This window comes from Actinoplanes sp. KI2 (assembly GCF_025630775.1).
Classification (GTDB): domain Bacteria; phylum Actinomycetota; class Actinomycetes; order Mycobacteriales; family Micromonosporaceae; genus Actinoplanes.
On record NZ_JAOSZE010000015.1, the window covers coordinates 153,845 to 174,089 of the forward strand.

The window sequence follows — 20,245 nt, forward strand, 5'->3', positions numbered from 1 at the left end:
TGACGCCCACCGCACCCCAAGGAGGCGCGCATGTCCGCACTCGCCGTCGCACATCCACGACAGGTACACCTGCGGCCGGTACCCGATCTGTCCCCGGAACCCCCGGTGACCGTCACCATCAGCATTGCCGGCGGCGCGACCTCCGGCCGTGACCGCGTCCTGGCCGCCCTGCGCGACCTGGTCGACATGGCCGAGGCGGAGGTGGCGGTCGAGGTCGAGGGCGGCATCCGGCTCGACCCGCACGCCCGGACCGCGGCCCGCGGCGGGCAGCGGCTCGACCTGAGCCGGCTCGAGTTCGACCTGCTGCTGTTCCTCGCCCGGCACCCGCGGCAGGTGTTCAGCCGCAGCCAGTTGCTGTCGCAGGTGTGGGGGCACACGCACACCACCAACCGCACGGTCGACGTGCACGTGAGCCGGCTGCGCACCAAGCTCGACGACCCGGACGTGGTCACCACGGTCTACGGCCTGGGCTACCGGCTGGCCGACGAGGCAGCGGTGACGGTGGCCTGATGCGGTCGAGGACGGTGGCGGTGGTGGGTGGCGGCTGCGCGGGCGTGCTGGCCACCCGGGAGCTGCTGCGATGTAGCGACGACCGGGTCGTGCTGATCGAGCCGGACGAGCCGGGCGGCGGGCTGGCCTATGGGTCGGCCCGTCCGTGGCACCTGCTCAACTCGCGGGCCGGGGCGATGAGCGCGGATCCCGACGATCCGGCGGACTTCGCCCGGTGGGCCGGGGTCGCGCCGTCGTCGTTCGCGCCGCGGACCGTCTACGGCTCCTACCTGCGCGACGTCTTCGCCCGGACCGCCGCCGCGTACGGCGATCGGCTGTCGGTCGTCCGCGACCGGGCGCAGCGCGTCGACCCGGGTCTAATTTATACCGAAAAATCGGGTCATATTGCGGTGGACGAGATCGTCGTGGCCACCGGCAACCCCGGCGCGGCCCAGCCCGCGGCGCTGGACGGCCACCCCGACTACCTCGCCGACCCGTGGCGGCCGGGCGCGCTCGAGGCGATCCCCTCCGACGCGCCGGTCCTGCTGGTCGGGGCCGGGCTCACCGCCGTCGACGTGGTGCTGACGCTGACCGCCGACGGCAACCGGGACGCGCCCATCACCGCGGTGAGCCGCCGCGGCCAGCTGCCGCTCACGCACACGGATCAGGCGGCGCCGCCGTCCGACCTGTCGCTGGACGAGCCCGGCACGCTGCGCGACCTGGTCCGGCGGGTGCGCCGGGCCGCCGCCGACACCGGCGACTGGCGCGCGGTGGTGGACGGCCTGCGTCCGAGCATCGACCGCCTGTGGGGCAATCTCACCCCGGCCGAGCAGGACGCCTTCCTGCGTCACCTGGCCCGGCCCTGGGAGTGTCACCGGCACCGGATGGCCCCGTCGGTCGGCGCCCGGGTCGCCACCCTGCGCGAGGAGGGCCGCCTCGAGGTCCGCGCCGGCGGCATCCGCTCGATGACCGCACCGCCCGCCGGCGGTCTGCTGGTCGAGCTGGAGGCGGGCGTGCAATGGTTCGGCGCGGTGGTCAACTGCGCCGGCCCGGGCCGGCTCCCCGCCGCGGCCGGCTCGTTCGTGCGGAGCCTGCTCGACGACGGCCACGCCCGGCTCGGCCCGCACGGTCTGGGCCTGGACATCGACGCCGGTGGCCGGCTGGTCGGCGCCGACGGCCGGGCGAGGGACAACCTGTGGCTGATCGGCCCACTGCGCCGCGGCGCGCGCTGGGAGACCACCGCAGTACCGGAGATTCGCACCCAAGCCCGTGCATTGATCGACAGAGCGAAATAATTCATCCCGGTTCGGTCATATGGCCGCGGTATGACAAGCCGTTTCCGCAGGTCAGTGCTGCATTGATGAAGATCTCGGCAACAATCTTGCCGGATTGTGTTCATATTGAGAACCGTCGATACTGCGTGAGCACAGTACGCCCCTCATCCCCCATGGGAGGAACAAAGTGCTCACCCGGAAGCTTCGCCGACCGATCGTCGGCCTGGCCGCCTGCGTGCTCGTCGGCTCCGCGTTCGTCGCGACACCCGCGTCGGCCGCCCCCTCGGCCGGCGACCCCTCGTTCGCGCCCTCCGCTCTAGCCTCGAAGCTCGACAGCCAATTCGGCAGCCGGACGGCCGGCTCGTACCTCGACGCGACCGGCAAGGTCGTGGTCAACGTGACCGACGCCGCCACGGCCCGCGCCGTGACCGCGGCCGGCGCCACCCCGCGCTTTGTCGCACACACCGGCACCGAGATGGCGGCCGCGCAGGACAGCCTCACCGCCAACCTGAAGACGCCCGGCACCGCGTTCGCCGTCGACCCGACCACCAACCAGATCGTGGTCAGCGTCGACAGCACGGTCACCGGCGCCAAGCTCGCCGCGGTCCGCGCGACCGTCGCGAAGCTCGGCGACAAGGCCCGCCTCGAGTCGATCCCCGGCAGCTTGAGCGTCGAGATCTCCGGCGGCGACGCCATCTACGTCAGCGGCGCGCGCTGCTCGCTCGGCTTCAACGTCCGCAGCGGCTCGACGTACTACTTCCTGACCGCCGGGCACTGCACCAACATCGGCGCGACCTGGACGAACGGCTCCACGACGCTGGGCACCCGCGCGGGCACCAGCTTCCCGGGCAACGACTACGGCATCGTCCGCTACACCACCTCGTCGGTCACCATCTCCGGCTCGGTCGGCTCGCAGGACATCACCTCGGCCGGCACCCCGGCGGTCGGCGCCACGGTCAACCGCCGCGGCTCCACCACCGGCATCCACTCGGGCCGGGTCACCGCGCTGAACAGCACGGTGAACTACTCCCAGGGCACCGTCACCGGCCTGATCCGCACCACGGTGTGCGCCGAGCCGGGCGACAGCGGCGGCTCGCTCTACGCCGGCACGACGGCCCTGGGCCTGACCTCCGGCGGCAGCGGCAACTGCTCCTCCGGCGGTGTCACGTACTTCCAGCCGGTGACGGAGCCGCTGAGCGTCTACGGCGTCTCGGTCTTCTGATCCTTCGACCCGGAACGGCTCCGCCGCAATGAGGCGGGGCCGTTTCCGCTCGCTCCACCTCGCACCGCAGAATGGCGCAATGACGACTGTCGAATCGGAGCGGAAGGTCGAGCGCGGCGAACTCGCCCCCGGCTGTCCCGCGCACGCGGGGGACGATCAGGTCTGGCGCCTGCAGGATTTCGGGGCCGCGCGGGAGTTCCTGCGCAGCGGTGACACCCGGCAGGCCGGCTTCGGGATCGAGGGCGTCAAGCGGTTCGCCAAGGGCATGCGGCTGGCGGTGCTCTACCGGGACGGGCCCGAGCACCGTGAGCACCGGCGGCAGACCGCCAAGTACTTCACCCCGAAGCGGGTGGACGCCGCCTACCGCGGGCTGATGAACCGGCTGGCCGACGAGCAGTGCGCGGTGCTGCGCAAGAAGGGCCGGGCCGACCTCTCCGACCTCTCCTTCCAGCTGGCGGTGGCGGTGGCCGGCGAGGTGGTCGGCCTGACCGAGGGCCGCGGCAGCATGGCCAAGCGGCTGGACCGTTTCTTCGCCATCGCGCCGGACGGCGACGCCCGTGGCTTCAAGGCGATGCGGCAGGGCCTCCACCAGCTGTTCACGGCGGGCTCGTTCTACTTGCGGGACGTGCGTCCCGCGGTGGCGGTGCGGCGCAAGGCCCGGCGGGACGACCTGATCTCGCATCTGATCGACGAGGGCTGCAACGCCAAGGAGATCGTGGGGGAGTGCGTCACGTTTGCGGCCGCCGGGATGATCACCACGCGCGAGTTCATCTCGGTGGCGGCCTGGCATCTGTTCACCGATGAGCGGCTGCGGCAGCGCTACCTGGCCGGCGAGGAGCAGGAGCGGTTCGCGGTGCTCCACGAGATCCTGCGGCTGGAGCCGGTGGTGGCCAACCTGTACCGCTGGACGACCGCGGAGGTGACCGTCGGCGACGTGACGATCCCGTCCGGCGCGCTGGTCGACGTGGGGGTGGCCGCAGCGAACGCCGACCCGGCCGCGGTCGGCGAGGACGCCGAACTGGTCTGCCCGGGCCGCGAGCTGCCGGACGGCGTCGGGGGAGCGGTGCTCTCGTTCGGCGACGGCGCGCACCGGTGCCCGGGCGCGTACATCGCGATCCAGGAGACCGACATCTTCCTGACCAAGCTGTTCGCGCTGCCGGGCCTGCGGATGGTCCGGGAGCCGGCGGTGCGGCTGCGGCCGGAGATCGCCGCGTACGAGGTGGTCGGCCTGGTCGTCGAGGTGTGACCTGACGGTCAGCTCTTCTCCTCGCCGCGCCGCTTGAGCATGCGCAGGCCGGGGATGCCGGCGATGGCCAGCCGCAGGTCCTCGGTGACCTCGAGCAGCTTGTGCAGGTCGGGGCCGACCTGGTCGAGCTTGGCCAGCAACGGCATCACGTCGTCGACCAGGTGCTCGCGCAGCCGCGGGAGCTCGTCGACCATCCGGATCGCGGCGGTGACCTCCTCCGGGGACAGCTCGTCGACGAACTGCGCCGCGAGCGGGGCGCCCTTGCGCAGCGTCCCGGCGTACGCGTCGACCAGCTCGGTGGCATCGGCCGCGGTCGACTCGGCCTGCCGGACCACCGCGGTGGCGTCGGCGGTGATGCGGCCGGCCTGGCCGATCACGCCCTCGGCGGCCCGGCTGAGCGTCGACGCCTGGGTCACCACCCCGGCGGCGGCGTCGGTGATCCCGGCGGCCTCGCCGACGATCGCCGACGCGGCGTGGGTGATCCCACCCGCCTGGGCGACCACGGTCGAGGCCGCCTCGGTGAGGCCGGTCGCCGAGGCGGTGATGGCGCGCGCCTCCACCACCACGCCCTCCGCGTCGGTCACGACCGTGGTGACCCGGCGGATCAGGGACTCGGCCTCGTCGGCGAGCACGGTGATCCGGCTGACCAGCAGCTCGGTCTGACCGAGCACCGCTACCGCCCGCATCGGGATGGTCACCGCGGCCGCGGCGGTCTCCACCACCTGTCCGACCGTGGCGCGGGCGAGGTCGGCGAACGCGGCGGGCGACACCAGCTTCAAGCGCATGCCACCATCATGCGCCCGGGTGGCACCCCCGTCGCTTGCTCACTGCCGGTGAGCGAAGGTGTTCCATCCGTCGACAGTCTCTGTCAATCTCATAAGCACCCGGTCCCGGGGCGGGCATCGGTGGCGCGGACGCGGCAATATGGCTCCGTGCGTACGCGAAGTTGGATCTTGACGGTGGCGGCTGTGGGGGTCCTGGGAGGTGCCGCATTGGTCGGCCTGGGCATGCGCGGTGACTCCGGTGGCGGCGTGCTGCCGCTCGCCGGGTCCTTCCGCGATCAGGCGGCGAACAGCAAGGCGTCCCCGACGCCGACCGGGCCGAGCCCCGAGGAACTGGCCGCGCAGGAACGCGCCAAGCGCGCCAAGGCGCTGGACGCGGCCCTGCAGAAGTATGCGGCGACGGTGCCCGAGTTCTCGGTGGCGGTGCTCGACAAGAAGACCGGCGCGAAATACTCGTTCCGCGGCGGCGAGCGGTACGAGACCGCGAGCGTGGTCAAGGTGCAGGTGCTCGCCTGCCTGCTGCTGACCGCGCAGGACAACCACCGCGACCTGAGCTCGACCGAGCTGGCGCTGGCCAAGCGGATGATCCGGCTCAGCGACAACGACGCCACCACCTCGCTGTTCAAGCGACTCGGCAAGGCCCCCGCGATCAACAGCTGCAACAAACGGCTCGGTCTGACCCAGACGACCGTCAACAGCTCGTGGGGCCTCACCAGGACGACCGTCGACGATCAGGTGAGGCTGCTCGCCCAACTGGTCGACCCGAAGAGCCCGATCGACGAGGACTCGCGCGAACTGGCGCACACGTTGATGAGCACGGTCGACAAGGAGCAGGACTGGGGGGTGCCGGCGGTCGCCCTGAGCGGCGAGGTCTTCACCGTGAAGAACGGCTGGCTGCCCCGCTCGACCGAGAACAACCGCTGGATCATCAACTCGGTGGGCCGGATCACAGACGAGGACACCGACGTCTCGATCGCGGTGCTCTCGCATGGTCACGCGTCCATGACCGGCGGGATCAATGTGGTGGAAAAGACCGCAAAACTGACCAGGCAGTACCTCAAGTACTGAGATCAAAGAAACTTTACGCAACGTTTTTGGGGTCTCGATCCGTCTCGATCCGTAGTAGTCTCCATCGACCCAACCTGGCCGCGAGGCCCGTCACCCCCCGGTTGAGTGAGCATGCTTCAGCGACGCACGGTGATCCTCGGTGCCGTGGGAACGGCCGCCGGCCTAGCCGCCGCCGGGTGCTCCCACGCGGGCAAGGCCGATGGCGCGAAGGGGGCCTCCCCGGCCGGCGAGTGGCATTCCCCCGGTGACGCGTCCGAGTCGCCCGCCGCCGCGGCGGTCACCTTGACCGTCAGCCCGGCCACGGGCAAGACCGACGTGTCCCCGATCGAGCCGGTCCTGGTCAGCGTCCAGGGCGGCACCCTCGAGTCGGTGACCGTCGCCTCGGGGTCGAAGAAGGTCGGCGGCGAGGTGCAGTCCGACGGGTCGTGGAAGTCCACCGGCACGATGGCGTACTCGAAGACCTACACGGTGACCGCGTCCATCAAGGACAGCACCGGCGAGACCGTGCAGAAGACGTCGACCTTCACCACGCTGAAGCCGAAGGCGGTCGCGAACATCACCTTCCAGGCGAACGGCCTGGCCGCCCTCAAGTCCGGCGGCACGTACGGGGTCGGTCAGCCGGTCATCGTCGCGTTCAGCAAATCGGTCAGCGACAAGGCCGCGGCGGAGAAGGCGATCGAGGTCGAGACGACCCCCTCGGTGTCCGGCAAGTTCCACTGGGTGTCGAACTCGATCGTGCACTGGCGGCCGGAGAAATACTGGGCCAAGGGCACCGAGATCAAGGTGTCGGTCAACGGGCTCGGCGCGCACTTCGGCAAGGGCGTCTACGGCTCGGCGAACCGGTCGGCCAGCTTCACCATCGGCCGGGCGCTGATCGCGATCAGCGACAACAACACGCACCGCTGCAAGGTCTACATCGACGGCAAGATGGTGCGCGACATGGCGTGCAGCAACGGCCGCGGCGGCTACACGACGATCGCGAACGGTCAGAAGATCCATTTCTGGACGCAGAGCGGCCCGCACGTGGTGCTCTCCAAGGAGCTGGTGCACAGCATGAGCTCGGCCAGCTACGGGCTGACCGACAAGAACAACCCGTTCTACTACGACCCGGAGGACGTCAAGTTCTGCACCCGGATCTCGTACTCCGGGGAGTTCCTGCACGCGGCGCCGTGGAACCACCAGCTGGGCCGGGCCAACATCTCGCACGGCTGCGTCAACCTGGGCGAGGCCGACGCCGAGTGGGTCTACCACAACTTCCTGATCGGCGACGTGGTCCAGGTCAAGAACAGCCCGAAGGCGCTGCCGCTCACCGACGGCCTGGGCGACTGGACGGTCTCCTACGACAAGTACGGCAATTGATCGTCCGGACGACGTCCGGCCTGGTCCGGGGCCGTGCCGAGGACGGGCTGACCGCCTTCCGCGGCATCCCGTTCGCCGCCCCGCCCCTCGGCGCCGCCCGGTTCGCCGCGCCGCGGCCACCCGAGCCGTGGGACGGGGTGCGCGACGCCGCCGAGTTCGGACCGCCGGCGCCGCAGGAGGGCGTCGCCTCGTCCGGCTCGGAGTGGCTCACCGTCAACGTCTGGACGCCCGAGCCCGACCCGGCCGGCCGCCGCCCGGTGCTCGTCTGGATTCACGGCGGCTCTGGGCGGACTACGAGTTCCCGGCGATGAGCTCCACGACCACCGGGTAGTGGTCCGAGGCGTACTCGATCTCGCCGCCGCGCAGCACCCGGACCTCCCGCACCCGCGGAACCACCGCCGGGGTGCCGAAGACGTAGTCGAGGCGCATCGGGCGGAACGCGTCGCCGACGCCCCCGCCGGTCGGCACCGTGCACCCGTCGCCGCTGCCGGCCAGGCGCCACAGGTCGACCAGCCCGGCCCTCTCGAAGGCGCGGATCGCCCGCGGATCGGACCGTCCCTCGGACGGGTCGGGATCGTCGGACGGGCTGCACGCGTTCAGGTCGCCGGCGATCAGCACCGGCCCGCGCCGCCGGTAGCGGGCCGCCAGCCAGGTCGCCTCCCGATACCGGCGGTACCCGGACATCGGGTTGAGGTGGGTGCTGACCACGGTGAGCGGGCCGACCGTGACCGCCGCGGCGGCGTGGTGCAGCCGCCAGGTCACCGACCGGGCGCGGTCGATCCGCAGCGGCGGGCGCACCAGCACCGCGACCGCCTGCCCGAAGACCGACGGCGCCAGATGCGCCGTCAGGCCGAGCGAGTCAGCCAGCGTCGCGATGCGCCGGCGACCGAAGCCGCGCAGCTCCTGCAGGGCGAGCAGGTCGGGCGACTCCCGCCTGATCACCGTGACGATCCGGTCCAGCCGGTCGCCCCCGCCGTTGAGGATGTTCCAGGTCAGCAGCCGCATGGTGAGTGACCTCCGCGTTCGGGCGGACCGTCCACCACAGCACCGACAGCCAGCACGCGGCCAGCAGGATCGCGCCGAGCACGTCCGTCGGGTGATGCATGCCACGGTACATCCGGGAGATGGCCACGCCGGCCGGCATCAGAACCACCGGGACCAGGAACAGCCGGCGCCACCAGCGGTCGATCCGGCCGAACGCGATCAGCGCGATCGCCGTCCACAGGCAGATGGTGGCCGCGATGTGCCCCGACGGGAACGACGAGGTGGGCAGCGTGCCGTCGAGATGCTCGGCGGCCGGCCTGGGGCGCCCGACCGCGGCGGCGCTCGCCAGGAACAGGGTGAGCTCGCCGAACATGGCCAGCACGACGAACAGCACGGGCCGCCACTGCCGCCACACGGCCAGCGCGATCGGGCAGAAGACCAGCGAGATCGCCAGGATCGCGTGTGTGTCGCCGGCCTTGCTCCAGTACCAGCTCAGCCTGTCCAGCCCCGGGCTGCGGAACGTCTGGAGCCAGCGGGGGAAGGCGTCGTCGAAGGCCGGCGTGTGGTGCGTGACCACGTACCCGAGGAAGAAGAGCACGCCGAACGTGAACACCCAGCCGACCAGGATCTCGGCGCCCTTCGCCCACGGGTGCGGCAAGATCGCCTGCTCGTCCGGCGCGGGCTCGAGGTCGGCGGCGGCCTCCGGCTCGAGTCCCTCCTCGAGCGGCGCGGCCCGCTTGCCGGTCTCGCGGCGCCAGACCCGGAAGGCGTACGCGGTGACGCTGATCCACGCCAGGCCGAGCAGCCACCCGCCGATCACGTCGGAGAGGAAATGCACGCCCAGCGCGATCCGGCTCAGCCCGATCGCGAAGACCAGCAAGGCGATCGCGGCCACGAACCAGCGCCGCCAGCGGTGCCGGACCAGCGCGAGGAAGACCAGGGTGAGCGCGCCGTAGACGATCGTGGAGCCGAGCGTGTGCCCGCTCGGGAAGCTGTTGCCGTGCCCGTACGCGATCGGGTCGGCCACCACCGGCCGCACCCGCCCGACCAGCGCCTTCAGCGACGGGTCGAGCAGCGCCGCGCCGGCGCCGGTGATCGCGAGGTAGATCGCCAGCCGGACCCGCCGCCGGATCAGCAGCAGCACGACGACCACGACGGTCAGCGGCCACAGCCAGCCCGGGCCGCCGGCCGCCGACACGGCCTTCAGCGCGGCCACGGCCGGCGGATGCGGCGCGACCAGGTCGTTCAGCCGGTTGGCCAGGGACTGGTCGAGGCGCAGCATGGGCCGCCAGTGGAAACGCACCAGCACCAGCAGCAGGCCGAACGCCAGGCCGGCGGCGACCACCGCGATCAGGCCGAGCACGCTACGTTCGGCGAAATGCAGGCCGGCTGCTCTCCTCGGGACCTTCTCGGTGACGCTCACGCCGCGGAACGTACCCGCCATGCGCCGAATTCAGTCCTCCTTACGGCCGCCAAGTCAATGCCGCCACCGTCCGGCCGGCAAGTCAGTGCCGCCACCTCTCGACCGCCACGTCAGTGCCGCCACTGGAGCATGGCCGCTGTTGCGTCGTCGCGTAACTCGCCGCTCTCGTACGCGATGACGTTGTGGATCAGTCGGCGCATGGCCTCGGGCGCCGGCGTGCGGCGCCGGAGCAGGTCCAGCATGAAGGCGGCGAGCCGGTCCGGGCCGAACAGCACGCCGGTGACGTCCCGGGCCTCGATGATCCCGTCGGTGTAGAACACGATCGTGTCGCCGGGCCGCAGGGCGAGCTCGATCACCGCCGGTTGCCGGCTCAGCATGTTCCCCAGCCCCAGCGGAAGCGCGGTCGGGGCGGGCAGCGCCGGCATCGAGCGGCCGTCGCGCAGCAGCAGCTCGACCGGATGCCCGGCGCTGATCCGCCGGTACGCGCCGGTCACGGTGTCCAGTTCGGCCAGCATCGCGGTGACGAAGCTCCCCGGATACTGCGCGCGGATCCATTTGTCGATCGAGCGGTAGGTGTCGGTCAGGGAGAGCCCGGAGCGGCGAGCGTTGCGGTACGTGTTCAGCGTGAGGGTGGTCAGCGCGCTGGCGGCGATCCCATGGCCGACCGTGTCGAACAGTCCCACGTGCAGAAGGTCCCCGTTCGCGGCGTAGTCGAAGGCGTCGCCGCCCACGTCGTAGCAGGGCTCGAGCACGGCGGTCAGCACCGTGCCGTCGACCGCGAGCGTGAGCGGCGGCAGCTGGTTCCAGATGATCTCGGCGGCCACCTGCATGGGCAGGCGCCGACGGGTGTGCTCGACGGCGTCGCCGTAGAAGCGCCGGCTGGCGATCAGCTCGGCCACCAGCGCCGCGATCACCTCCAGGTCCCGGCGGTCCGCCTCGGACGGATAGTCGCTGCGGCGCATCTCCAGCACGCCCAGCCGCTCGGCGCCGTGCAGCAGGGGCTGCCAGAGCCGTCCGCCGTCGCCGTCCGGCAGCCAGGTCTCGCGGGCGGTGGTGAACGCCAGGCCGGCCGTGGTGCCCTCGACCGGGAGCGCCTCGACGGTGTCCGACGGGGTGCCCTGCAACGGGCAGAGCTCCATCTGTCCGTAGTCGATGAGCAGCACCCCCGCCGTCTGGGCGTCCAGCAGCGGCGCAGCCCGGGCCAGCACCGCCGGCAGGTCCTCGGCCCGGCCGCGGTGGCGCAGCCCGAGCAGGAGCCGTACAGCCTCCATCGGCGCGAGCATCAACCCATCATCCAGCCCGCGGCCGTCGGCTGCACCCGGGCGTCGATGTCACGCCGGGGAGGGTCACGCCTGGGAGGGTGATGTGCTGCCGCGGCGGGAGTCGCGGCGCTTCGTGATCCAGGAGATGGTCTGGTTGACGATCAGGATCACCAGCACGGCGGCCACCACGCCCTGCCACGGGCGCGGGAAGATCGAGCCGCCGGCCACCCCGATCGCGGCGTAGACCGCCGACCACAGGGCGCAGGCCGGCAGGTTGGCCACCACGAAGGTGCGCCACGAGAGCCCCACGAACGCGGCGGCCAGCAGCACCGGCACCCGGCCGCCCGGGATCAGACGGGACACCAGCAGGACCGGGACCTGTGACTTTTCGAGGCGCGTCTTCACCGAGGCCAGGTGTTCCTCGTCGCGCAGCCAGCGCAGGCGCCGGGCCAGCTGCTCGCCGCCGACCCGGCACATCCCGTACATGACCAGGTCGCCGCAGTAGGCGCCGGCCGCGCCGAAGAGCACGACCAGCACGATGGTGACCGGGTGGTGCTCGTGGAAGGCCAGCGCGGCGGCGCCGCTGACCGCGGCGCCGGTGGGGACGATCGGGATGACCGCGCCGAACGAGACCACCGCGAACAACCAGGCGAGCGCGCCCAGGTACGACATCATCAGCCGCGCTCCACGGCCAGGGTCTCGCCCTGCGCCAGCACCCGCACCCGGGTGCCCGGGGACGACCGGGCGGCCAGCTCGGCGAAGCGGCCGCCGGGTTGATCGAACATGTGCGTACGGAAGCGGGTCATGCCGATCGGCCAGAGGGTGCCGTAGTGGATCGGGACGGCCCACCCGGACTTGACCCGGCGCAGCGCCTCGGCGCCGTCGGCGGCGTCGAGGTGGTGGTGCGAGCCGAGCGTGGGGCCCCAGCCGCCGACCGGGATCAGGGCCAGGTCGAGCGGGCCGATCTCGGTCATCCCGTCGAACAGGCCGGTGTCGCCGGCGTACCAGGTGCGTGCGGCGCCCTCGACGACGAAGCCGACGGCCAGGGCGCGGTCGCGGGACCACGGGCCCCGGGCGCCGTCGTGGGCGGCGGGCACGGCGCGCACCCGGAGCGGGCCGACCTTCGTGTCCTCGCCCGGGGCCAGCTCGACGCAGCGGGACGCCCACTCGGAGCCGAGGGTCTTGGCCACGAAGGCCCGGGCGCCGCGCGGGACGATCAGCGTGGGGGCGCCGGCCAGGAGGCGGAGCGAGGCCAGGTGGAAGTGGTCGGCGTGCAGGTGGGACAGCAGCACGGCGTCGGGCGCGCCGGGAAGGGTGGGCGTGGGACCGGCCAGCCGCCGCAGGTGGGCGACCCGGTCGGTGAGCACCGGGTCGGTGAGGAGGGTGATCCCGGAGTCGGCCAGCCACACGGTGCTGTGACCCCACCAGGTCACCGACGTCGCGCTCACCCGTTCACGGTACCCAGCCGCCTCAGCGCGCGGCCGCACAGGCGCGCGTAGGTGTGCTGGAAGGCGACCGCGAACGGGCCGCCCAGCCGCATCAGGGTGCGGGCCGGCCGGCTGTACGCGACGACGGTGAACCAGACCCGGTCCCGGGCGTCGTGCTCGACGAGGAAGGCCTCCTCGCCCGCGGCCTGGTGACCGGGCATCGTGCCGTACGCGAAGCCGGTCCGTTCCTCGGTTTTTTCGCTCCAGACCACCTCGCAGGGGACGTGCAGCGGGCCCAGCCCGAGGGTGAGGCGCACGCCCGGCGACGCTTCCGGCGCCGACGCCGTGATGCGCGCCCCGGTCGCCCGATGCATGCGGAAGCCGAGCACGGCCTCACCGGCCCGCTCGTACAGCGCGGTCCCGGAACCCAGCGGCATCCGGTAGTGCAAATGCCGGAAACCGGGCGGCAGCGAACCGGTCCGCGTCGCACCCACCGGGGTGTACGTCAATTCACTCACCCGTTCATGATTCCTCGACTCGCCGGGACGCCGGGACTCGGGCACACTGACGGCGTGACAGGTCCTCGCAGCGCTATCGTGGTCAATCCCGCCAAGGCGCCGGCCGACCTGCGCGCCACCCTCGAGCAGCGTCTCGCCGCGGCCGGCTGGCCGAAACCCGCCTGGCACGAGACCACCCCCGAGGATCCCGGCCGCGGTCAGGCGAAGAAGGCCAAGGCGGAGGGCGCCGAGCTGATCTTCGTGTGCGGCGGCGACGGCACGGTGATGAGCGTGCTGACCGCGCTGGCCGGCACCGACGTCGCGATGGCCGTGCTGCCGGCCGGCACCGGCAACCTGCTCGCCGCGAACCTCGGCCTGGCCGGCGACCCGGCGACCGGCGTGCAGGTGGCGCTGGACGGCGGCCGGCGGCGGATCGACGTGGGCGTGGCCGGCGACATGTGCTTCGCGGTGATGGCCGGGATGGGCTTCGACGCGCAGATGCTGGCCGGCACGTCGGAGCGGGCGAAAAAATGGCTGGGCTGGCCCGCGTACGTGGTCGGAGCCGTCAAGCACCTGCGCGACCGTCCGATGCGCGCCCGGATCGTGCTGGACGGCGGCCCGCCGATGCCGCGCCGCCCGCGCAGCGTGATCGTCGGGAACGTCGGCCGTCTGCAGGGCGGAGTGCGCCTGCTCAGCCGGGCCGATCCGGCCGACGGCAAGCTGGACGTGGCCATCCTGAGCCCGAACAACCTCGCGCACTGGGCCCGCCTGGCCTGGGCGGTGCTGCGCCGGCGCGAGCGGGTGCCGCTGATGGAGACGTTCACCGCCGAGCGCGTGGAGATCTACACCCGGCGGATCGAGCCGCGCCAGCTCGACGGCGACCTGATCGAGCCGGGCCGCAGCCTGAAGATCAACATCAGGCGCCGTGCGCTCCTGCTCTGCGTGCCACTTCCGGACAGCGATCCCGATCTGGCGTACGACGTGAAGGCCGCGGCCCGCCGGGCTTCGCAGTGAGCTCGACCGAACCCGTTCCGGAAACCCGGGACATGAGCGGCGACCAGCTGTCGGCCGACGACGCCCTGCTCGCCCTGCGCCGCTACGGTGGCTGGCCGCTGGTGCGCGACGCGTTCATCCGGTTCCGCTACGGCGACGGCTTCAGCCACGCCCGCGCGTTCGCCTTCCAGCTCTGCCTCGCCGTGGTCCCCTTCATGATCGCCTTCGCCGGTCTCGCCGCCGACCTGGGCGTCCGGACGCCGGGCCAGGTGGTCGCCGACACCATCGGCGCGATCACCCCGGGCGCCAGCGAGCCGCTCGTCCGCGAACTGCTCGCCGACAGCGCCCGCAGCCGCGACGCCGGCGAACTCGCATTGACTCTCGGCCTGCTCACCGGCCTGATCGCGCTGACCACGGCGATGGCCCAGATCGAACGCGGGGCGAACCGCATCTACGGCGTCGAGCGGGATCGCCCGGCGCACGAGAAGTACTCCCGGGCGGCGATCCTCACGCTGGTCGCCGGCCTGCCCGCGCTCTTCGGCTTCCTGCTGCTGGTGGCCGGGCACCCGTTCGGCGAGTCCGCCGAGAAGCATTGGCCCGCGGCGCGCCACCTGCACGTGCTCTGGGACATCCTGCGCTGGCCGGTCAGCCTCGCCCTGATCGTGGTCGCGGTCGGGCTGCTGTTCCGCTGGTCGCCGCGGCGCCACCAGCCGGCATTGTCCTGGCTGCTGTTCGGCGCGGTGGTGACGACCGTGCTGTGGTGGCTGGCAAGCCTGCTGCTGGCCGGCTACGTGCGGGTGAGCGGCGGGTTCGGCGCCACGTACGGGCCGCTGACCGCGATCATCGCGCTGCTGTTGTGGGCCAACCTGACCGGGATCGCGATCTTCCTCGGGCTGGCGTTCGCGGCGCAGCTGGAGGCGCGGCGGGTCGGCGTGCGCCGCCCGGCGAAACAGGACAGCTGGAAGCCGAGCCGCCAGGTGCCGCCGCCGCGCACCCATCCCGCGGACCGCAAACGCCTGCGGCGCGGCTGATTTCATCAGGTCGGCCATCGTCGGGCCGAGCGACACCACTAGATGCCGACTGACCTCGTACCATCCTGACTCGACCGGATCGCGTGACTCGGTCGGTCACGGGTTCGAGTCCCGTCCGCCCCACTCCACTAACCTGGGGGCGACCCCCAGACCCCACGGGTGCGGTGGGTGCGCTTCCGTACGGACCTCACTCGGGGCGTGGGCTGGCGACGGTCATCGGCTTCCCAGTTCTCGGACCCGTGCATTGCGACAACGATTTGATCCAATTATGCCGATTCTCGTGGCTTGGCCGGACTGTCGCACCTCGTAGCAAACACGCTTAGCCGGGTTCGTGTCTGAGCCGATACGCTACGAAAATCACTCAACGCGAGCTTCGCAACGACTCCGGCGCCATCATGCGCAGGGTCGAGCAGGGTCGTCAGCCTGGCGGCCACACGACAGGCCTCACCTGTTCTTGGCCTCAAGGTCCCGAACCTGCGGGTAGAACCTGTAGGCAACCCGGAACTCCACCGGGCCGGAATGCACCTGGATCTGTGCTATGCCGGTTTGATGAGGGGACACACATACGATGGCGTCTGAATTGAGATTGACCGTTACATAAGCTCCATTAGTCTGCTTGGCGGCTTTCTCCAGCGCCACTTTGCAACCGTCCACCGCAGAGATTCGCCTGAAGGATGGCTGCAGGCGTGCGGAACCGAAGTTCGAGGCCTTTTTCTGATCGCCCCTTGTCCGTGATTGTCATGTCTGGTGCCGTTAGCCGGGAAAGCTCTTCCCGGGGTGGCCCGACGGGGCGTTTCGACAGAAACTTCCTTCGGTCCCCTGCACCGATGATCACGGCTCCGGTGGGCCCGAAGTGGAGCGTGTCATCTCCACCCAAGAACGTTGTTCCGAAATAGAAGCGTGGCGTTTCCGGACCGAGAACATGCCACAGTGCGATCCCATAGAGACCCAAGCACGTGGCAGCAATGACTCCAAAAACATATCCACTCTTCAGGCAGCTGCCCAATGCCGGGCGAAAACATCGTGCGGTCGAAGGTCCCACTCGGACGAGCCGGGGCTTCTCGGCGGCGGATGCACTAGAGGCGTCGGGGACGTGAGCCGGGGGCGCGTATGCCCGTCGCCACAACGCAGCGACAGCGAGTGTGTCGATCGAAATTATCCAAGCTGCATGGAAACTCAATGCACCGCCAATTTGGTCGGCTCTGCTCCATGATTCGGACCTGGTCTGCAGAGAGATGACGAGGGCGACGGCGAAAGCGTTCAGACTGACGACAACCCAGAAGAATACCTTCCATCGATTCATGGAAGGTACGATACCGGCACTTCTTGGAAGGGTTTGCCGTCATCCTCGCCTTGAACTGGCCAGATTCCCTGGCAATCGCGGGCCAATAGCGATCACCGGGCGGTTCGCATGGTGCCACGTTCGGCCACTTCACATACCTAGAGGGGCAAACCCCAGCCCCACGTTACGACGACGGCGCTGAGTGGGGTCGGACGCCGGGCCGGGTTGGATTGCGCCTCTCCCGTACGCGATGACCGCACTCATTTTGATTGTGACGTCGTCGACCAGAGTGCGTCCAACGGAAGCACCAGCGTGCCGTCATCGAAGCGGAAAGTCAGTGCACCGGTGTACAACACCACGGCCGTCGCGAGGCGCCCACCGAGACGGGCTCGAAGCGCTCTGATACCGGCGAGGTCGGCCTGGTCGACGCGCGTGCCGGCTTTGATCTCGAACGCAAAGACCATCCCGTCGTCGCGTTCCAGCACCAGATCGACCTCGTGGGCCTCGGATGTGCGAAAGTGGCCGACCGCGACCGGGGCATCCGACCAGCTCACCTGCCGAAGGATCTCGCCGACCGTGAAGGTCTCCACCAGATGGCCGTACTCCGTCAACGCCGCCGGATCATTCGTGGCGATCTTTTCCGGCGTGAGGCCGAGAAGCCACGCCATGACACCCGAGTCGACCAGATGGACCTTCGGCTGGCGGGCGACCCGAGAGCCCAGCGTCGTTCCCCAGGCCGGCACCCGCAGAACTAGGAATACGGCCTCGAGGAGCTTGAGGTAGTTCTCAGCACTGGACTTCTCCATCCCCAAGGCCGAGGCCGCGCCGGCAATATTCAATACCTGGCCGGACCTGGCAGCGAGAACGCGGAGAAGCCGGGGGAGCATCTCTCGCTGACGTATCCGGCTCAGCTCCAGCACATCACGCTCGATGACAAGATCGAGGTAGTTCGCGAACCAGCGTGATCGGGACCGCCCGGAGGGCCGTCGCAACGCCACCGGCATCCCGCCGGAGGTGATCCGGCGGGCGTATTCGGCCCGGGTCGTCGTGGACGGCGTGGCACCGAGCGACACATCAGCGCCGTCGAGCAGTCTGTTGATCAAGGAGTCGCCGGTTGCCCCGTCGATCTCCGTCTGCGTCAGGGGCAGCACGTCCAGGATGTCGACGCGGCCGGTCAACGCCTGTCCTGCCTCGGGAAGCGTCGTGTAACGCGTCGATCCGGCCAGGACGAATCGTCCCGGACTGAGATCTCGGTTCAACTCGGCCTTGACCGCACTGAGAAGGTCCGGAACATGCTGGTACTCGTCGATCAGGATCGGGCCGGGACCACTGACGAATCGCCCGGGATCGGCGCGAACCGCGGCTCGGGTGGCGGGATCGTCGCAGTCGACGACGCGGCGTCCGAGGCGGTCGGCGAGGGCCTGGAGAAGGGTGCTCTTGCCGACGGTTCGCGGACCGTTCAGAACGAGCGCCGGCTCCTCGGCCAGGCGGCGAGTCAACACGGCGGTCAGCTGGCGTGGAGCGATGCCAGTAAGAGATACGTCCACGACTGCCAGGCTATCTTCTTCCGCATCTGCAAGCCAAAACTTCCGTATCTTGCAGGCTCTAGATTCCGTGTCTCGCGCGCAAAGATTCCGCGTTCCGCCGCCCTTTCGCGCGCGTTCCAACTGCCCGCGCGGGCTGTTTCCTTGGCGCATCGAGATCGGCTGGCCCGCCCGGCCCGCCGGATCAACCCGCGTCAGATCCGCCAGCAGGGGGTTGGACGGCGACCTACCGGAAGGCGGGTCGTTGCGGTTTCCGCTGATCTCGTGAGCTGATCAAGCACCCTGGCAGCGGCTCACCGGCAACAACGGCTGGACGGTTCGCATGGTGCAACGTCCGCCCCGCGAGTTGGCGGTACCCGAACCGCCTGTCAGACCCGGACAGGCGGTTCCTCCGGCGTCATCCGGCGTTAAGACATGGCAGCTGAGCTGCGCGGTTAGGTGTTGCCAGGTGGCGACAGGGCTTGGATCGCTGTTCGCGCGTTGTTGGCGTCGATCTAGGGGTGTCGGCTGTGACGCGAAAGGCACACGGATACCGGGTCGATTCGGTGGCGGCGAGCGGGTGGTGGTGGCGTCGCTCCTCGACTGGTGAACGCGGCTCGGCCATCAGGTTCCCTCGGCCTTGGCCTTCGCGCCCGCGCGGGCGGCAATGGCCGCACCGAGTTGCAGCCCAGCGGTGAGCAGAGACAGTGATGCACTGACGGTCAGGAGAACGGCGGTCACGGGGACCTCCTTGATGGTTACGGACGTGGCCGGTGACCTCCATGAAGCAATGGCCGGCGGGCGTCTGGCGAGGTCTGCAGCCAAGCCCGGCCAAACCCGGTGGTAACCGGACGACGACGGACGCGAGTGGCGGGCATCTCGACGGGTTCGCACGACTCGCCGTGACAAAGACATCGATGTTACTCTCTGATCACAGACGGATTCGGACGGTAGCGGACGCCCGAGAGGGTCGGCAGAGATGGATTACGGCCGAGTGGATCCCGCCGCGGTTGCCACCATGGCGGACCTGGTGGCCCTTCTCCGCCGCCTCCACATCCGCGCAGGGAAGCCGTCGCTACGCCAGTTGGAGGCGTGGGCAACGAAGCAGCGACGGGTCGGCCGTCACGAAGTCGTATTGAAGCGGGCTACGATCTCGGAGGTATTAGCCGGGAAGCGGCCCCCGGGTCGAAGCTTCGTCGCATGGTTCGTCGAGGCTTGCGGTGTCCCCTCGGGCGAGCCGGTCGGGGCATGGTTGCGAGCCTGGGAAGCCGCCGCCGAGCAGCGCTATCTATCGTCAAAAGGCGTCGGTACACCTGATCTCCCCGCCGATGCGGAAACCGCAGTTTTGCGTCGCATTCAGGAACTGGCCGAGGACCACGCCCGCGTCCGGGCGGAGATTGACAGTCTTCGCCGGCAGCTCGACAAGCCCCAGCGCGGCGCGAGTCCTGCGAGGCCGCACCGCTTCGCCGCTTTGCACCCATCCGGTTTCCTGCTCACCGGACATACTGGTCATGTTGCCTCGCTCGCCTTTCACCACGGCGGCGAGCTCCTGGCCAGCGGCGGCTACGACGACGTAATCCGGCTCTGGAATCCACGTACCGGCGAGCCCGGCCAGCTACTTGTCGGACACTCCGGCGCGGTGCACGCGGTTGCGTTCAGCCCTGATGGCCGCTCGCTCGCGAGCGCTGCCGGAGACCAGACCATACGTCTGTGGGATCCCGCCAGCGGCCGGCTGATTGGCGCTCCTATCGATACGAGCCCAAGCACCGTCTACGGATTGGCGTTCAGTGTCGACAGTCGCTTGCTCGCCGGTGGTACCCACGATTGGGCCGTCAAACTGTGGGACACCACCACAGGTATGCCCGCCAGCCAGCCAATCGAGGCACATAGAGGCATGATTCGCGCCGTGGCCTTCAGCCCGGACGGCAGATATCTGGCAACCGGCGGTGATCGAACCGTACGCCTTTGGGATCCTGTTACCTGGTCGCCGGTCGGTGAACCGCTTCCCGCCGACGCCGACGGAGTTTGGAGCGTGGCCTTTAGCCCTGACGGGCGGCTGTTGGCCGCAGCCGGCGGTCAAACTGCGAGGATCTGGAACGTCAATGACTTCCAGCAGGTCGGCGAACCGATTGGCGGCCACTCGAAGCGGATTGCCGGCCTGGTCTTCAATCGAGACGGGTCGTTGCTGGTCACCGCCGGAGGCGAGATAAGACTATGGTCAGCCCTGGACGCGACTCCACTCGGAATTCCCGTCCCTGCCCAAGACGGTCCGTTGGCCATCTGCCCGGCCAGCGACTTGCTGGCCGCGTTGGATGACGAACGCCGCATCCATCTGTGGACGCTCGACGACCTTCCCGCTGCATAGGCAGTCAGGTGCCAGGCC

General features: G+C 70.1%; 18 protein-coding genes. 10 read left to right on the forward strand and 8 right to left on the reverse strand.

Features of this window, described 5'->3' with window-relative positions; genetic code table 11:
• Nucleotides 1–30: 30 nt before the first annotated feature.
• From ODJ79_RS17805 to ODJ79_RS17820, 4 genes are all read left to right on the forward strand, one after another.
• The gene (locus tag ODJ79_RS17805; protein WP_263024597.1) at nucleotides 31–510 is read left to right on the forward strand and encodes a winged helix-turn-helix domain-containing protein; all 480 of its coding nucleotides are present in this window, start codon (nucleotides 31–33) and stop codon (nucleotides 508–510) included.
• The gene (locus tag ODJ79_RS17810; RefSeq protein ID WP_263024598.1) at nucleotides 510–1,784 is read left to right on the forward strand and encodes an FAD/NAD(P)-binding protein; all 1,275 of its coding nucleotides are present in this window, start codon (nucleotides 510–512) and stop codon (nucleotides 1,782–1,784) included. Before ODJ79_RS17805 ends, ODJ79_RS17810 begins: the two co-directional genes overlap by 1 nt.
• Nucleotides 1,785–1,950: 166 nt before the next feature.
• On the forward strand, nucleotides 1,951–2,985 hold the full coding sequence (locus ODJ79_RS17815; RefSeq protein ID WP_263024599.1) for a S1 family peptidase: 1,035 nt from the start codon (nucleotides 1,951–1,953) through the stop codon (nucleotides 2,983–2,985).
• A gap of 79 nt (nucleotides 2,986–3,064) precedes the next feature.
• Nucleotides 3,065–4,231 (forward strand): cytochrome P450, encoded by a 1,167-nt coding sequence (locus ODJ79_RS17820; protein ID WP_263024600.1) that lies wholly within the window; start codon nucleotides 3,065–3,067, stop codon nucleotides 4,229–4,231.
• Nucleotides 4,232–4,239: 8 nt separating this feature from the next.
• On the opposite strand, the gene ODJ79_RS17825 is transcribed toward ODJ79_RS17820, so the two are convergent.
• On the reverse strand, nucleotides 4,240–5,016 hold the full coding sequence (locus ODJ79_RS17825) for a hypothetical protein (RefSeq protein WP_263024601.1): 777 nt from the start codon (nucleotides 5,014–5,016) through the stop codon (nucleotides 4,240–4,242).
• Between the two features lie 183 nt (nucleotides 5,017–5,199).
• On the opposite strand from ODJ79_RS17825, the gene ODJ79_RS17830 reads away from it, so the two are divergent.
• The 3 genes from ODJ79_RS17830 (at nucleotide 5,200) to ODJ79_RS17840 (ending at nucleotide 7,751) form a co-directional block, all read left to right on the forward strand.
• Nucleotides 5,200–6,081: a serine hydrolase gene (locus tag ODJ79_RS17830; protein ID WP_317620672.1), complete on the forward strand. Its 882-nt coding sequence runs from the start codon at nucleotides 5,200–5,202 to the stop codon at nucleotides 6,079–6,081.
• A gap of 111 nt (nucleotides 6,082–6,192) precedes the next feature.
• Nucleotides 6,193–7,440 (forward strand): Ig-like domain-containing protein, encoded by a 1,248-nt coding sequence (locus ODJ79_RS17835; RefSeq protein WP_263024602.1) that lies wholly within the window; start codon nucleotides 6,193–6,195, stop codon nucleotides 7,438–7,440.
• Entirely contained in the window at nucleotides 7,437–7,751 is a 315-nt protein-coding gene (locus ODJ79_RS17840; RefSeq protein ID WP_263024603.1) for a carboxylesterase family protein, read from the forward strand. The genes ODJ79_RS17835 and ODJ79_RS17840 overlap by 4 nt, the downstream gene beginning before the upstream one ends.
• Here ODJ79_RS17840 and ODJ79_RS17845 read toward each other — a convergent pair.
• The 6 genes from ODJ79_RS17845 to ODJ79_RS17870 form a co-directional block, all read right to left on the reverse strand.
• Complete coding sequence (locus tag ODJ79_RS17845; RefSeq protein ID WP_263024636.1) at nucleotides 7,732–8,382, reverse strand: endonuclease/exonuclease/phosphatase family protein; 651 nt, start codon at nucleotides 8,380–8,382, stop codon at nucleotides 7,732–7,734. The two genes, ODJ79_RS17840 and ODJ79_RS17845, sit on opposite strands and share 20 nt — an antisense overlap.
• The gene (locus tag ODJ79_RS17850; RefSeq protein ID WP_411267332.1) at nucleotides 8,300–9,868 is read right to left on the reverse strand and encodes a phosphatase PAP2 family protein; all 1,569 of its coding nucleotides are present in this window, start codon (nucleotides 9,866–9,868) and stop codon (nucleotides 8,300–8,302) included. The genes ODJ79_RS17845 and ODJ79_RS17850 overlap by 83 nt, the downstream gene beginning before the upstream one ends.
• Nucleotides 9,869–9,957: 89 nt before the next feature.
• Nucleotides 9,958–11,118: a PP2C family protein-serine/threonine phosphatase gene (locus ODJ79_RS17855; RefSeq protein ID WP_263024605.1), complete on the reverse strand. Its 1,161-nt coding sequence runs from the start codon at nucleotides 11,116–11,118 to the stop codon at nucleotides 9,958–9,960.
• Nucleotides 11,119–11,193: 75 nt separating this feature from the next.
• Nucleotides 11,194–11,784: a DedA family protein gene (locus ODJ79_RS17860; protein ID WP_263024606.1), complete on the reverse strand. Its 591-nt coding sequence runs from the start codon at nucleotides 11,782–11,784 to the stop codon at nucleotides 11,194–11,196.
• Nucleotides 11,784–12,557 (reverse strand): MBL fold metallo-hydrolase, encoded by a 774-nt coding sequence (locus ODJ79_RS17865; RefSeq protein ID WP_263024607.1) that lies wholly within the window; start codon nucleotides 12,555–12,557, stop codon nucleotides 11,784–11,786. Before ODJ79_RS17865 ends, ODJ79_RS17860 begins: the two co-directional genes overlap by 1 nt.
• Entirely contained in the window at nucleotides 12,554–13,054 is a 501-nt protein-coding gene (locus tag ODJ79_RS17870; RefSeq protein ID WP_263024608.1) for a DUF1990 family protein, read from the reverse strand. The genes ODJ79_RS17865 and ODJ79_RS17870 overlap by 4 nt, the downstream gene beginning before the upstream one ends.
• 6 nt (nucleotides 13,055–13,060) lie before the next feature.
• Here ODJ79_RS17870 and ODJ79_RS17875 point away from each other — a divergent pair, with 6 nt between their 5' ends.
• Nucleotides 13,061–14,047, forward strand: a complete 987-nt coding sequence (locus ODJ79_RS17875) for a diacylglycerol/lipid kinase family protein (protein WP_411267333.1) — start codon at nucleotides 13,061–13,063, stop codon at nucleotides 14,045–14,047.
• 32 nt (nucleotides 14,048–14,079) lie between these two features.
• Nucleotides 14,080–15,057: a YihY/virulence factor BrkB family protein gene (locus ODJ79_RS17880; protein WP_263024610.1), complete on the forward strand. Its 978-nt coding sequence runs from the start codon at nucleotides 14,080–14,082 to the stop codon at nucleotides 15,055–15,057.
• A 1,542-nt stretch (nucleotides 15,058–16,599) separates the two neighbouring features.
• On the opposite strand, the gene ODJ79_RS17885 is transcribed toward ODJ79_RS17880, so the two are convergent.
• On the reverse strand, nucleotides 16,600–17,886 hold the full coding sequence (locus tag ODJ79_RS17885) for an ATP-binding protein (protein ID WP_263024611.1): 1,287 nt from the start codon (nucleotides 17,884–17,886) through the stop codon (nucleotides 16,600–16,602).
• Nucleotides 17,887–18,880: 994 nt separating this feature from the next.
• On the opposite strand from ODJ79_RS17885, the gene ODJ79_RS17890 reads away from it, so the two are divergent.
• Nucleotides 18,881–20,227, forward strand: coding sequence for a WD40 repeat domain-containing protein (locus tag ODJ79_RS17890; protein ID WP_263024612.1), 1,347 nt, complete (start codon nucleotides 18,881–18,883; stop codon nucleotides 20,225–20,227).
• Nucleotides 20,228–20,245 lie beyond the last annotated feature (18 nt).